Annotated in this window: 15 protein-coding genes; 4 read left to right on the top strand and 11 right to left on the bottom strand. The window is 46.9% G+C overall.

The genetic code is table 11. From position 1 onward, the window contains the following. Positions 1-22: 22 nt before the first annotated feature. From KNQ06_RS02550 to KNQ06_RS02510, 9 genes are all read right to left on the bottom strand, one after another. Positions 23-1276 (bottom strand): EAL and HDOD domain-containing protein, encoded by a 1254-nt coding sequence (locus tag KNQ06_RS02550; protein ID WP_149427742.1) that lies wholly within the window; start codon positions 1274-1276, stop codon positions 23-25. A 174-nt stretch (positions 1277-1450) separates the two neighbouring features. Beyond that, positions 1451-2206 (bottom strand): alpha/beta hydrolase family protein, encoded by a 756-nt coding sequence (locus KNQ06_RS02545; protein WP_215147298.1) that lies wholly within the window; start codon positions 2204-2206, stop codon positions 1451-1453. After that, complete coding sequence (gene ytkD, locus KNQ06_RS02540) at positions 2178-2651, bottom strand: RNA deprotection pyrophosphohydrolase (RefSeq protein ID WP_149427744.1); 474 nt, start codon at positions 2649-2651, stop codon at positions 2178-2180. Before ytkD ends, KNQ06_RS02545 begins: the two co-directional genes overlap by 29 nt. A 172-nt stretch (positions 2652-2823) precedes the next feature. Continuing rightward, the gene (locus tag KNQ06_RS02535; RefSeq protein ID WP_215147297.1) at positions 2824-4173 is read right to left on the bottom strand and encodes a glucose-6-phosphate isomerase; all 1350 of its coding nucleotides are present in this window, start codon (positions 4171-4173) and stop codon (positions 2824-2826) included. Between the two features lie 113 nt (positions 4174-4286). Then, complete coding sequence (locus tag KNQ06_RS02530; protein WP_023469114.1) at positions 4287-5453, bottom strand: iron-containing alcohol dehydrogenase; 1167 nt, start codon at positions 5451-5453, stop codon at positions 4287-4289. A 136-nt stretch (positions 5454-5589) separates the two neighbouring features. Next, positions 5590-5982 (bottom strand): S1 domain-containing post-transcriptional regulator GSP13, encoded by a 393-nt coding sequence (yugI, locus tag KNQ06_RS02525; protein WP_012371159.1) that lies wholly within the window; start codon positions 5980-5982, stop codon positions 5590-5592. A 427-nt stretch (positions 5983-6409) separates the two neighbouring features. Further along, on the bottom strand, positions 6410-7453 hold the full coding sequence (locus KNQ06_RS02520) for a ribonucleotide-diphosphate reductase subunit beta (protein ID WP_035406099.1): 1044 nt from the start codon (positions 7451-7453) through the stop codon (positions 6410-6412). Continuing rightward, positions 7422-7910, bottom strand: a complete 489-nt coding sequence (locus KNQ06_RS02515) for a flavodoxin domain-containing protein (protein WP_023469116.1) — start codon at positions 7908-7910, stop codon at positions 7422-7424. The genes KNQ06_RS02520 and KNQ06_RS02515 overlap by 32 nt, the downstream gene beginning before the upstream one ends. Positions 7911-7928: 18 nt before the next feature. Next, on the bottom strand, positions 7929-10196 hold the full coding sequence (locus KNQ06_RS02510) for a ribonucleoside-diphosphate reductase subunit alpha (RefSeq protein ID WP_023469117.1): 2268 nt from the start codon (positions 10194-10196) through the stop codon (positions 7929-7931). A gap of 456 nt (positions 10197-10652) precedes the next feature. On the opposite strand from KNQ06_RS02510, the gene KNQ06_RS02505 reads away from it, so the two are divergent. From KNQ06_RS02505 to KNQ06_RS02490, 4 genes are read left to right on the top strand one after another with little or no spacing between them, the layout of a single operon-like run. Continuing rightward, the gene (locus KNQ06_RS02505) at positions 10653-10892 is read left to right on the top strand and encodes a NifU N-terminal domain-containing protein (protein ID WP_023469118.1); all 240 of its coding nucleotides are present in this window, start codon (positions 10653-10655) and stop codon (positions 10890-10892) included. Positions 10893-10948: 56 nt separating this feature from the next. Continuing rightward, complete coding sequence (locus KNQ06_RS02500) at positions 10949-11743, top strand: glycosyltransferase family 2 protein (protein ID WP_215147296.1); 795 nt, start codon at positions 10949-10951, stop codon at positions 11741-11743. 4 nt (positions 11744-11747) lie between these two features. After that, positions 11748-12245 (top strand): Lrp/AsnC family transcriptional regulator, encoded by a 498-nt coding sequence (locus KNQ06_RS02495; RefSeq protein ID WP_050678638.1) that lies wholly within the window; start codon positions 11748-11750, stop codon positions 12243-12245. Beyond that, complete coding sequence (locus tag KNQ06_RS02490; protein ID WP_058713852.1) at positions 12242-13432, top strand: aminotransferase; 1191 nt, start codon at positions 12242-12244, stop codon at positions 13430-13432. Before KNQ06_RS02495 ends, KNQ06_RS02490 begins: the two co-directional genes overlap by 4 nt. A gap of 42 nt (positions 13433-13474) precedes the next feature. Here KNQ06_RS02490 and KNQ06_RS02485 read toward each other — a convergent pair whose 3' ends face one another. Then, positions 13475-14362 (bottom strand): MazG nucleotide pyrophosphohydrolase domain-containing protein, encoded by an 888-nt coding sequence (locus KNQ06_RS02485; protein ID WP_251133467.1) that lies wholly within the window; start codon positions 14360-14362, stop codon positions 13475-13477. Next, a complete protein-coding gene (locus KNQ06_RS02480; protein WP_215147295.1) occupies positions 14328-14513 on the bottom strand; it encodes a hypothetical protein in 186 nt (61 codons plus the stop codon). The genes KNQ06_RS02485 and KNQ06_RS02480 overlap by 35 nt, the downstream gene beginning before the upstream one ends. Positions 14514-14593 lie beyond the last annotated feature (80 nt).

Here is a 14593-nt window from a genome sequence, read left to right as displayed (position 1 = left end):
AAAGAGCCTTCGGGCTCTTTTTTTATAGGATAGAATCCGTTCTTTCTTGAAGATGTGTTTCTTTTTGTTTAAGCCATTCCTGACTTTCTGCTAGTAGCGCATAGGCTCGTGGAAGTGAGACACCTAAACGTTGACTGAGTAGTTCGAACTGATCAAAATCACCGCGATCTGCACTGATCACAAGCACTAAACAATCCCGGAATGGATGATCTTTTCCTTGTAGGACAACCTTCAAAGAATCTTCGATTGGTAATTGACCGATGATGTCGTCGATATCCACAGACAATAACGCATCAATATGTGACAGCAATCCGATCATATAGGCACTCTCTGACTTCAACGTGCGTGTTTCTTTTGCAAATAGCTCGCAAAGCTTAGCACAATGTAAAGAAGACCGGAGTAACTCATTTGACCATTCGTAAGGACTAGCAAGCTTCATCTCACGCAAGACGATTAACGAAATCCAGCTTTTGAGTTGCGAGAAGCCAAGTAGTGAAATGGCTTGACGAACAGAGCTGACTGTATTTCGTAATCCCATTCCTGGAGAATTGATCAGTTGCAGTACTTGAATGCTGATATACGGATTTGCTTCAATCTCATCAATGACTTCATCGTATTTTTCATCCGTATCGAGCCATTTTAGCATCTTCAGCAATACCGGCAATTGAGGAGGGACAGCTTTTCCCTTCATCAACATCGGCTTAGCATAAAAATAGCCTTGGAACCAGTCATATCCCATTTCAAGACAACGTGTGTGATCTTCATGTGTCTCGACTCGTTCGGCAAGCATCTTGATGTGGGGATAATTACGCCGGACGATATGCAGGATCGCACTTTGCTCGCGAGGAGAAATCGCCTCGATGTCGATTTTAATTAAATCAATTAGCGCGAATAATTCTGTTCCATGTTGACGAAGTAAATCGGTCACAAAATCATCGAGTGCTAGTGTAAAACCTGCTTCTTTCCAACTGTGCAACACAGATAACATCTCTGTATCGATATCAACAGTTTCTAAAATTTCGATAACGAACCGTTTTGGATCTAAATAGTGAATCAGATCACTTTTCAAGAGATCCGCTGTAAAGTTGACGAAAAGTTTTTTACCTTCAGCGACATGCTCTACACCCATATGAACGAGTGTATTCGTTAAAACATCCATTGTCGCTAGATCACCGTCGAATACATTCATTTGTTTGACGGAACGATACAGTAACTCGAATGCATCAACTGCTCCGATTCGGTCAACGATGGGTTGACGTGCTAGTAAGATATCCATCGTCCTCCATCCCCCTCTACATTACTCATATGGTTCTAATTATATCAAAATTTATTTTTCAGGAAGTTTATTGTTTTTTACAACGAATCAATATTCTTTTTTTCCCATTATGTATGTAAGTTCAATTCTTCAGATGACAAAAAAACCGATACGACATTCATCGTACCGGCTAAATCATCGATTATAGATACCAGTCTCAAACCAATTCAACACATTCCGCGTCACACGCAACTTGTCATGAATCGGAAATTGATGGGCATAGGCATAAGTCTGAAGCGTCGTATGCTCAGGATGACGTGTAGCATAAGCGGTTGCGTGTCGTAAACGAACGTTCTCATCGTATGCACCGTGAATCAATAATACTTCACCTTGAGGTTCGACATGGAGCGGCGAGCGAACCGCGTATTCATCAGGAACCGTGTCTGGTGTACCTCCCGTGTATCGCCGCAGCATCTTTTGCATCGTCTTCTGCTCTTCATACGTCCACGTCAACTCCGTCACCCCTGCCCAGGACACCGTTCGGGCGACTGGACGGTGATGCGCAAGGAGCAACGCCATCTGTCCACCACGTGAAAATCCAAATGCGTGAACATGTGAGACACGTTGCTGCAACCAGTCAAAGGCACTGCAGGCGTCTTCGATATCGTGATGTCCAAAGTCTTCTTTTCCCGTACCGCCTAGATTCCCTCGATAGAAAGGTGCCATGACAAAAAAGCCTGCCTGTGCGAACGCGAGCAGTCGAGTCGGTCGGACCATTCCGATCGAACGCGTTCCACCACGCAAGTAGAGAATCCCCTGACCGTTCGCAACTTGCGGGAGTACGATATAGGCACCGACCCGTTCTCCGTCCGCTGTGGTATAAAACATCCGAAACGTCCGAAACGGACCTTGCCGCGGAAGTTCAAACCAATCGGCGTTCGCTAAGTACACGGAGTGTCTCCGGAAGGACACGGTCCTTCATCATAAAGCTGTATTGTCGATTCGTATCGAGACGATCAGGGAGTTCCTCGAATAGAAAAGCACCATCTGTTTCATCCACGGCAAGATGAGACGACAATGATCCGATTTGCGCGAAATAGATGTTTTTGATGATCGTATCACCTTTTCCAGCAACACGATACTGTCCGACATATGAGAGAGAATCGATTTCCCCACCCGTCTCTTCCATCACTTCGCGACGTGCGGCTTCTTCTGCCGTTTCCCCTGGTTCAACCTTTCCACCAGGAAATTCATACCCCCGCTGCTTATGATGGGTCAGCAACCATTTTCCTTCGTACACGGCAATGACCCACACGTGCAAGGGACGATCCGAGAACGGATGGTCATCAAAACTTAACTCCACTTGATTTTGATAATAATCCAAGAATGTAATCACGTACGTGCACCTCATTTCTTCTTCTAACTTCACTTTACCTGTTTCACGGGTATTCTAAAAGTGAAAACGCTAGGATTACCTGTAAATCTGGAAAATGATAGCCTACTATCATCCGGTAAAGACAAAAAAACAGCCGATGTTCCACTAAGGAACAATCGACTGTCGTTTTACATTACTTCAAACGTGCTTCGAGTTCTGCTTTTTCTGCTTCGAATCCTGGTTTCCCAAGAAGAGCGAACATGTTTTTCTTGTACGCTTCGACGCCTGGCTGATCGAATGGGTTCACTCCGAGGAGGTAACCACTCATCGCACAAGCTTTTTCGAAGAAGTAGAAGAGGAATCCGAGGTGATACGGTGTCATCTCTGGAAGTTCGACTGTCAAGTTCGGTACTTGTCCGTCCGTGTGTGCAAGCAACGTACCTTCTGCCGCCTTTTCGTTGACGAATTGAATTGACTTACCTGCAAGGAAGTTCAATCCATCGAGATCCTGAGCATCTTCTTCAACAGTCAACGCATGACGCGCTTGACCGACTTTGATGACTGTCTCGAACAGGTCACGACGACCTTCTTGGACGTATTGTCCCATCGAGTGGAGATCCGTCGAGAAATCGACTGCTGCTGGGAAGATTCCTTTGAAGTCTTTTCCTTCTGACTCGCCGTATAATTGTTTCCACCACTCCGATACATAATGAAGTGCTGGTTCGTAGTTGACGAGAAGCTCGATCGTCTTCCCTTTCGCATAGAGCGCATTTCGTACGACCGCGTATTGATACGCTTCGTTGTCAGCTAGGTTTTCGCTCGCATAGCGCTCTTGCGCATCACGGGCACCTTGCATCAACTCTTCAATTGAAATACCAGCTGCTGCGATTGGTAATAGACCAACCGGTGTCAACACAGAGAAACGACCGCCGACATCGTCCGGAATGACGAATGTTTCATATCCTTCAGAGTCTGCGAGTGTTTTTAATGCACCACGCGCTTTATCCGTCGTTGCATAAATCCGGTGTTTTGCTTCTGCTTTACCGTATTTCTCTTCCATGAACGATTTCAAGAGACGGAACGAAATTGCTGGTTCTGTCGTCGTACCCGATTTCGAGATGATGTTGACCGATACATCTTTTCCTTCGAGGACTTCGAATAAATCGTGCAGATACGTCGATGAGATATTATGTCCTGCATAGATGATTTGTGGTGCTTTGCGCTCTTCTTTTGATAACAAGTTATGGAATGAGTGTCCGAGCATCTCGATCGCAGCACGCGCTCCGAGATATGAACCGCCGATTCCGACGACTAACAACACATCAGAATCCGACTTGATTTTTTCTGCAGACGCTTGAATACGTGCAAACTCCGCTTGATCGTAGTTCGTCGGAAGATCCACCCATCCTAAGAAATCACTTCCTGCGCCTGTTCCTGCATGAATCGCATGGTGAAGCGTCTTTACCGTTTCCGCCATATGATCTACTTCATGTTGACCTACGAATTGTAGGGCTTTCGAATAATCAAAACGTACTGTTGACATGCCATCGTCCTCCTTATTCATTCGCAACGAAATGCGACCTTCCTTTTCATTAAAACGCAAGAAGGAAGGTCGTTCAAGTCTTTTGTGAAATGAGTAGCAAATGTTACAGATTGTTATAGGGCAGCTGTCACGATTTGACGAACGTCTTCGTTTCCAAGTGATTTGAAGTTTCCGAAGTCGCCGCGTGTCATTGCTGACTTGACGATTGCGTCAACTGTATCTTCTTTGATGTCGTAATCAGCAAGACGATTCGGTGCACCGAGTGATGTCCAGAAAGCACTGATTGCGTCGATTGTCGCGTGTGCTGCTTCCATCTCTGATTTACCTTCCGTATCGACGTTAAAGACGTTCTCACCGAGTGTGACGAAACGATGTGCGTTTGATTCGTCGAGTACGTGGCGCATCCAGTTCGGGAAGAGGATCGCGAGTCCACCTGCGTGCGGGATATCGTGAACAGCTGAGACAGCATGCTCGATGTTGTGTGATGCCCAGTCGCCGCGTGCGCCCATTTGAAGGACACCGTTGAGTGCCATCGTACCAGCGAAGAGAATCGTGCCACGAAGTTCAACGTTCTCGAGATCGTTGACGAGTTTTGGTGCTGCTTCGACGACTGCTTTCATGACACCTTCTGTCATCCGTTCTTGGACCGGTGCATGCGCAGGGTGGAAGTATTGCTCGAGGCAGTGGCTCATCATATCGACGATACCGTAGATTGTTTGATCTTTTGGCACACTGACCGTGTACTTCGGATCAAGGATTGAGAATGTTGGGAACGTAAGCGGGCTACCCCAACCGTACTTCTCTTGTGTCTTCCAGTTCGTGATGACGGATCCTGAGTTCATCTCAGAACCTGTTGCTGCAAGCGTCAAGACTGTTCCGAATGGGATGACTGTTTCTGGTGTTGCTTTGCCGATGACGAGATCCCATGCTTCGCCTTCATAAGGAATACCAGCAGCAATCAATTTCGTGCAGTCGATGACAGAACCGCCACCGAGTGCAAGCAATGCGTCAACGCCTGCTTCACGTGCGATTTTGATACCGCGCTCTGCTGTCTCGATACGCGGGTTCGGTTCGACACCGTCGCATTCGACGTACTCGATTCCTGCCGCGTTGAGTTCACGTGTGACATCATCATAGACGCCATTACGTTTAATACTGCCGCCACCGAAGACGAGCATGACTTTCTTTGCACCGAGTGCTTCGAGTTGTGGTTTCAGTTGGCTGACTTGACCGTCACCAAAAATAAGTCTTGTTGGATTGCGATATTCAAAGTTTTCCATCTGTGTTGCCTCCTCAATAAGTAATGAACACCTTACATTATCCACACATTCCCCTTTCGCATCTAATTTAATGCTTATTCTATGTAAAAATCGCATAAAAAAAGAGAACCGACCGATGTCGATTCTCTCATGTGGCTTATTTTTGGAAGTTTGATTTTTCAATCCATTCTTCCAATTTACCTTTAAGAACGTTGAATCCAGGTGCTTCTTCTTGTTTGAAAGCAGGACCTGCATCGCGACGTCCAGCGTTTTTGCGTGGACCTTTCGCGCGTGCTTCACGTTTTGGAGCTTCCTGAGTTGCTTTGATCGAAAGCTTCATTTTTTTGTTAGCTTCGTCGATGTCGAGAACTTTAACAGTTACTTCATCGCCAACTTTTACGTAATCGTTGATGTCTTTTACGTAATCGTGTGAGATTTCTGAGATGTGGACGAGACCTTGTGTTTGCTCGTCAAGTGCTACGAAAGCACCGAAGTTTTGAATACCAGTTACTTTACCAGTAACGACTTGGTCTTTTTCAAAGTTTGCCATAATGTATACACTCCCTAACTAAATTCATCAACTTATAATAACACACTTTTCTTGTATCGTAAAAAATATTTTTGGAATTTGTTTATTTTTTATTTCACAAGGGAACATTTTAATAGCAAGACTTCAAGTATTCCCCCTGATTCTGCCGAACTTTCCGAGTTCGGCCCTTTTTTTGTTCTTTTGCTCAATTGACCTAAGTGACAAAGAAAAGTAATGCTTGAAACGAGAAAGACGAAAAACAGATAAGACTATCAAAAAAACGGACAGTCTCGGTCTGCTCGCTTTCCGCGGACAAGCCCTCATGCCGCTTCAGATGCGTCGCATCTTCCATGGTCATGATGACTTGTTTTTTCGCGGGAGTCGAGCAGAACCTCACCTGTCCTAGCGTAAAGGAAATATAGAGTAGAAGCAATCATCAATTGATTACTTACAGATCGTCGAATCCATTCGCATCCGTTACTTTCGCATACGAACGTGATTTTTGTTCGAAGAAGTCTGATTTCGTCGCGTTCATCGAATCATCTGAATACGCACGAATCCATGGCATGACGTCTTCGTCGTGCCCTTCATAGAGATCCGACAAACCGATGACGCGAAGGCGTTTGTTCGCGAGATATTTAACGTAGTCACGCATTTCACTGACGTCAAGTCCGTCTAGATCACGTAAGACGTATTCGCTCCACTCGATTTCAAGATCAACGGCACGCTTGAACGTGTCATAGACGAATTGTGTGAATGAGCCATCGGCATCAATTTCCGGATGCTCCGACAAGACAGCACGTAACAATTGGCTGATGAAGTACGAATGTTGCAATTCATCACGTTGAATATAACTGATCATCGTCGATGTTCCGACCATCTTTTGGTGACGCGCTAAGTTATAGAAGAAGGCAAAGCCTGAATAGAAGTTGATTCCTTCAAGAACGATCGAAGCAACGAGCGATTTCGCGAAGTTCTCTGGAGTCCGGTCATTTTGGAAATCTTCGTATAAATCAAGAATGAATGCATTACGCTTCATGACCATGTCATCGTCTTTCGCAATATCAAAAATCCGGTTTTGTTCAGCCAATGGAACTAAGCTGGATAAGACGTAGCTGTACGATTGATTATGCACGACTTCCTGTTGCGCGATGATCGCGAGAATCGCATGAACGGACGAATCCGACGTAAACATTGCCGATTCCAAGATATAACGTGTCTGAACCGAGTCAAGGATCGAGAGTAGTCCGATGATTCGTTTAAATGCATCCTGTTCCCGTTCGCTTAATTGATTCCACTGTTGCATGTCCTTCGACATCGAGATCTCATCTGGGATCCAGAAGTTCGATAACAGTTGTTTGTAAATCGAATAAAACTGTGGATACGCAATGTCGTTCCAGTTGACGATGGCACTCGTTTCGCCACCGATGATCGCTGTCGCGCGATTCGGATGACGTGCATCAAGCAGTTTGATTTTTTGTAGCTGTTCCATGTGCTTCGACTCCTTCTTGCTGTAATTGAAGAATGGTCCGTTTCGTCCATTCCTTGACGAGATGTGGGCGATTGCGTGGTGACTGTTCGATTTTCAACAGTTCTCCAGCAAGCGGTACCCCGAATTTCGAGAGATGATACGCCATCTCATCCACGGCGCGACAATATTTGACGAACATCTTGTCTCCTGTTCCAAAAACAGCTGCCTGCGGAATCGCATGCGAACTCTCCTTCAGAACAGTTCTAAGACAATCGCGCATATCGTCGGGTAGTTGCCCATCTCCCCACGTATACGAACCAAAATAGACGATATCATAAGGCATTAACTGATACGTCGTCACTTCGTCTGCAAACAACATCGTCGGCTCGATTCCCATCTCAGAACACGTCTTCGCGACGAGTTCTGCCACCTCCTCCGTGTTTCCACTCAATGACGCATATACGATTGCTGCCTTCATGATATCGTCCTCCTTATCTTATGATGAACACGATTCACATTCGTCGATCTCAACCGTCGTCGAACGCGTGTAGTAGATCGTCTTCATCCCGAGTTGCCATGCTTCCATGTGCATCTCGAGTAATTCTTTCGCCTTGACGTTATTTTTCACGTACAGATTGAAACTGATCGCTTGGTCGATGTGACGCTGACGCGAAGCATTTTGACGAATGCTCCATAGCTGGTCAATCTCAAACGCTGATTTATAGAACCAGTTCGTTTCCGGTGTCAAATCTGGAACAGTGACTGGAATCTTATAGTTTTTCTTCTCTTCCGAGTAAACTTTTTTGTAGATTGGATCAATCGATGCTGTACTACCCGCAATGATCGCCGTCGATGAGTTCGGTGCGACTGCCATCAAGTATGCGTTACGCATTCCATACGCCGTGATGTCGGCTTGGAGACGATCCCAATCGAGTTCATCCGTCGTTTTGTAGTGGCGACGTTTGATGTACTCTCCTGTTTGCCATTCCGAACCTTCGAAGAGACGGTACGCGCCCTTCTCTTTCGCAAGTTGCATCGACGCATCGATCGTCAAGTAAGCGATCTTCTCGTAAAGACGGTCTGCGTATTGTACCGCTTCGACCGATTCCCAACGGATGCCTTCGAGTGCGAGTAGATGGTGCCAACCGAACGTCCCAAGACCAACGGCACGGTATTTTTGATTCGTCAATTGTGCTTGCGGGACATCGATCGTATTCAAGTCGATGACGTTATCAAGCATCCGCATTTGAATCGGAATCAATCGCTCGAGGACGTCAGAACGAACTGCACGCGCAAGTGCGATCGATGACAAGTTACAGACGACGAAGTCCCCTGGTGTCTTCGTGACGATGATCTTACCGTCTTCCGTGTATTCTTCCGTCACGGTCGTCGGGCTCATGTTCTGCATGATTTCCGAGCAAAGGTTTGACGAGTAGATCATCCCTGCATGTTTATTCGGGTTCGCACGGTTAACGGCGTCACGGAAGAACATGTATGGCGTCCCGGTCTCAAGTTGCGAACGCATGTAGCGCTTGACGAGATCGATTGCCGGAACTGTTTTTTTGCTGAGGCGTGGTTCGTTGACACACGCTTCGTATCGTTCCGTGAAGCTGCCACCTTGTTCCGTCTCATCGAAGTAATCCTCGAGGCTAAAGCCCATGACCGTCCGAATTTCGTGTGGGTCAAATAAATGCCAGTCTTCTCGTGCTTCGACGGCACGCATGAAACGGTCCGGTAAGTTGACGCCTGTGAACAAGTCGTGTGTCCGAAGTCGCTCATCCCCATTGTTGAGCTTCGCGTCCAGGAACTCGAGAATGTCCTTATGCCAGATGTCGAGATACACTGCGATCGATCCTTGGCGCATACCGAGCTGGTCGACGCTGACTGCCGTGTTGTTCAATTGTTTCATCCACGGGATGACACCGCTTGAGACGCCTTTGAAGCCTTTGATGTCTGATCCGCGTGAGCGAATCTTACCCATGTAGACGCCGATTCCGCCGCCACCTTTAGAGAGTGTCGCCACGTCCGTGTTCGAGTCGTAGATGCCACGTAGCGAATCATCGACTGTATCGATGAAACATGAAGAAAGTTGACCGTAAGACTTACCAGCGTTCGAAAGCGTCGGAGTCGCAACTGTCATATAGAGATTCGACAATGCCCAGTAAGACTCTTTGACGAGTTCTAAACGACGTTCTTTCGGTTCGTTCTGCATCAGTGTCATCGCGATGACCATGAATCGTTCTTGTGGTAGCTCGTACAAGTTTTTGACGTGATCACGTGCGAGGTACCGGTCTGCCAGTGTTCGAAGACCAATGTATGTGAACAAGTGATCGCGGGATGGATCGATCGTTGCCGACAGTTCGTTGATGTCTTCTTTCGAATACGCATCTAGTAAATGTTTCGTGAAGATGCCGATTTCTGTCAGTTTTTCAATCAGCGTATACAGCGAACCATACCGTTCTTCTGCTGCATATCCGCGATTTTCACCTGCTTCAAGGTATAACCGATTTAAGTAAGTCGCTGTCGCTACGAATGTCCAGTTCGGCTCTTCTGCCTTTAACATATCGAGTGCGTGCATCGTTAACAGTTCATAGACTTGATCGGCTTGTAGGGATTTTCCTTCAAGCGCTCGGATGGCACGTTCAGTATAGCGGTCGATATCAAGTTCCGGATACGTTTCCGTCGCCTGTCGAATCACGACATATACGTCTTCTATTGTCATTGCACCCTTAAAGATGCGTGCTGTATTCAGTGGAGATGCCACTATGAACCACTCCCATTCTCTATCGTTAAACAGGTTCGCATTACACAATGAAATACGCTAAACTAAAAAAAGACGTCCTACATATAGAAAGGACTCTACAAGTATCACTCTATATATAGACGTTTTAGCCGTTTTTAAACCTGTTAATGTACAAGATATAGGTTATCACTGAAATTCAAAAAAATAACCCCTTGCTTTGAAATTCAGGTCAAACAATTTAAAAAAGGCATCATGACGCCTTTTGAGATATATTGAGATAGCGAGTAAAATGCATTATAAGGTCAAGTGAACCGTTAAAATAAAGATGGTCCATTTCTCCTACTAGAAGAAAAATATTCTCTTCGAATTTTCTGATATACTGAACGTATCGATCTTCCGTCTATCAGGAAGAAGGATTCCATCCATCTATCACGAAAAGACGGCATATACGTATGTACGTTGAAAGGAGCTTACCTCATGCAAGTCGATTACACACCAAATCCGAATTCCGTCAAAATCACGCTCGAAGAACAGCGCTTCGGTGCTAAAAGTACGAGTGTCAAAAAAGAAGATACACCTGAAGATGCGTTGCTCGCATCATTGATCGCCCTCGATGGCATCGACAATCTATTCGCTTACGGCGACTTCGTGACGGTTACGAAAGAACCAGAAGCAGAATGGAACGAATTGCTACCACGCATTGAAGCAAACATGTAAAAAACAAGAAGACACCTGTTCCTGGACAGGTGTCTTTGTTCAAGGAGCGATCACTGATGCCAACCGTATCCATCATCATTCCGACGTACAATCGTCCTCGTGAATTAGCAGAAGCGCTAGAAGCATTGACGCGTCAACACTATCAAGACTTCGAAGTCATCGTCTTAAACAATAATGGAGACGATGTCTCAGCAGTGACGACTGCGTATCAGGACCGTCTTCAACTGACCTATGTCGAGTTACCTGAAAACCATCATGTTCGTGCTCGAAATCATGGTGTCACGCTCGCTTCCGGTCGGTATATCTTACTTCATGACGATGACGACCTCTTATTACCGAGTCACCTCGAAGAAGCGGTCGGCGATCTCGAAGCTGGTGCCGACCTCACCTATACGGACGCGGAACTCTTTACGTATCGCTGGGAAGCGGATCACCGGATTGCAATCGATTCTGAGCCATTCGCGTATCCGTACGATCCGGAGACGATTCGAGAAGACTCGACGTATATTCCGTCCGGGTCACTCTACCGTAAATCGCTCCACGATCAACTCGGTCCATTTGATGAGGACGTCTTCAACTACTGGGACTGGGATTGGATCTTACGCGTCGGCAAGGAACATTTAATACTGCACCCGGCGCGCGCGACCGTCTTATATGCTTTCAATCCGTCGGGTAATCATGAATCCGCGCGTCAGGATGCAGCGCGACGCGTCTTTTTTGAACGCCTCGTTGAAAAACACCAACTTCCGACAAATGAAATGAAGAACTTCCATATCGTCCAGGCTGAGCGACGCGCACGATTGCGCCAGACCCGCCGTACCTTTAATGGTCAATTGACAGAAAGTGAGTGATCCCATGTACACCGAAAAACAACTCGAATTATTAGCATTATTAACACAAAATGGTCCGATGGACGTGGACTTGCTTGCGCAAATGCTCGACTGGGAAGCGTCAGAAGTAGCAGCTTCCATCGAGACATTCAAACGCGACGGTGTCCTACTCGGTTACACCGCTGTCATCGACTGGCAAAAGATTCATGCCCATCATGGCGTGACAGCTTTCATCGATGTCAAAGTCACACCGAAACGTGGACGCGGTTTTGACGAGGTAGCGGAGCGCATCCATCGTTTCCCGGAAGTGACGTCCCTTTATCTGATGTCGGGCGCATATGACTTACAAGTCGTACTTGATGGCAAATCGCTACAAGAAGTCTCTCAATTCGTTTCGGAAAAATTATCGACGCTCGACTCCGTCATCTCGACGACGACCCATTTCCGCTTGAAGACCTACAAGCACGATGGTGTTCTCTTCAGTCAGGATGATGACGACAAACGATTGAAGGTGTCTCCATGAAGTCTCTATCTGAACGTGTCGAACAGCTAGCCCCATCTGGCATCCGTCGTTTCTTTGATTTAGCAGGATCGATGGAAGACGTCATCTCCCTTGGTGTCGGCGAACCTGATTTCGTCACGCCATGGAATGTTCGCGAAGCGAGCTTCGCAGCACTCGAGCAAGGCTATACAGCGTATAGTGCCAACGCCGGTTTACTCGAGTTACGTCAGGAAATCGCGCTTTACATGCAAGAAAAATTCGCCATCTCCTATTCGACGACGGAGGAGATCATCGTCACGACTGGAGCCTCAGAAGGACTCGACCTTGCGTTTCGTAGTTTGATCAATCCCGGTGATGAAGTCATCGTCGTCGAACCGGCATTCGTCTCGTATGCCCCTTTGATTGAACTCGCTGGTGGCATTCCTGTCGCCGCTGCGTGTCATGCAGAAGACGGTTTTGCGATTCAACCGGAAACGATCGAACAATTGCTGACAGATAAGACGAAAGCGATCATTTTCTGTTTCCCATCGAATCCGACAGGCTCGACGATGTCGCGCGATCAATTAGCGGACCTAGCGTTACTCGTCCAAAAGCATGATCTATATGTCATCAGTGACGAAATCTATGCGGAACTATCCTACGAAACGGAAGCGATCTGCTTCGCGACCCTTCCCGGTATGCGAGAGCGGACGATCATCATCAACGGTTTCTCGAAAGCCTTCGCGATGACAGGATGGCGGCTCGGTTTCACTTGTGCGCCACCTGCAATCACACAATCGATGCTGAAGGTCCATCAATACGGGATGATGTGTGCCCCGACACTCGTTCAATTCGCGGGCATTGAAGCACTGCGTTCTCGTCATAAAACGGTCCCTGACATGGTGACGAGTTATCGTCAACGCCGGAACTACTTCGTTAAGGCGTTAAACGATGCGGGTCTCCCAACACACTTACCAGGTGGCGCCTTCTATGCCTTTCCGTACATCGGTCATACCGGACTAACGAGCGAGCAGTTCGCCGAGCAATTGTTACTCGCTGAGCGCGTCGCCGTCGTTCCAGGATCTGTCTTCGGAGCAAGTGGTGAAGGTTATGTCCGGGCAAGTTATGCAAGTTCGATTGAACAACTCCAAGAAGCGATCGCTCGCATTCAGCGCTTCATGAAAAAATGGCAGACTCAAGATGAGGCAGCATCGTCTCATTCACATTAAAAAAATGATCCGCCTTGCTCAAAAGAGCAGGCGGATCATTTTTTAGTCTACATAGAGAACGAGAAACATCCGATGGTCGTCTTCCGCATGATACGGCGAGATCGGACCGAGTTGTGGCGCAAAGACTTCTAAGCGATACGGTGAATCCTTGAAGTCAAGCGGTGTCCGCTCTTTGATCAAGCGTCCCATTTCGTCCGCTAGTTCTTTCACTTCAACCAAACTACGCGAGCGTTCCATCGGTGCTTCGAAGACGAATGCTTCGATTCCCTCAATCGACGCACATCGGAGGAAACGCCGGAGTGACGGCAATGCTGCTTCCATGTTATCCTCTATCGTTTGGTTCTCCTCGTACACAGGGGCTCCCCAGAGGCGTGCCTCGCTTCCTGTCGCACTTCGGAAATGATCAATCGTCTCTTCCGTGATGGGATCACGCGTCAACGCGAAGCGTGTTTTATCCCGCTTCAGATTCTTTTCATTCGTCCGGTCGATTTCTGTCAGTAAATCAAGTTGAAGTGGTCGTGCTAACCGAAACAGTTCGCGTTGCAGACGTGCTAAGGAATGACCAATCGGAACAATCATGTCTTTCGCTTTCGGTGGTTTGTCCCCTTCATAACCGTTCATGACACGTGCGATTTGTCCGGCCTCATGCACGAGTCGATAAAACGAACCGTCCTGATCATCATTTACTGTACCGAGCGTCTCATGCTGTGCTGCAAGATCCGTCACGTATTGGTTCGCAAGACAGGTCGAGATCATCAAGACGTCGACAAGTTCAAAACAAAGGGCTTCTAAATCATTTTGTTCCAGTGCTTCTCCGACTTCACCGACTTCTTCCGTCAGGCGCGCGAGACCAGATAGCGGTCGAAAATAACCACCGAGTGAGCGAATCGTCGCATCAACCTTTTGTTGCAGTGTCTTCATCTGTTCCATCTGTCTGACCCTCCACGATTGCCTGGCGTACGTGCATTTCTGTCTCCTGTTTAACGCGTTGCGTAAATGACTGGTTTTTCTTCCATTCTCGGATTCCGACAGATGTCGCAGCAATCAATGCAGCAATTAGTCCAATTTCTCTTTTACGCATCGAGATCTCCTCCTTTTGAATGACTCGTAACCTATCTAAACATGATATGATGATATCAATTAATTCTACATAATCCAGTA

This window comes from Exiguobacterium sp. s91, from assembly GCF_018618915.1.
Classification (GTDB): Bacteria; Bacillota; Bacilli; order Exiguobacteriales; family Exiguobacteriaceae; genus Exiguobacterium_A; species Exiguobacterium_A abrahamii.
Note: the sequence above shows the minus strand (reverse complement) of the source record. Positions and strands in the feature narration are given on the sequence as shown.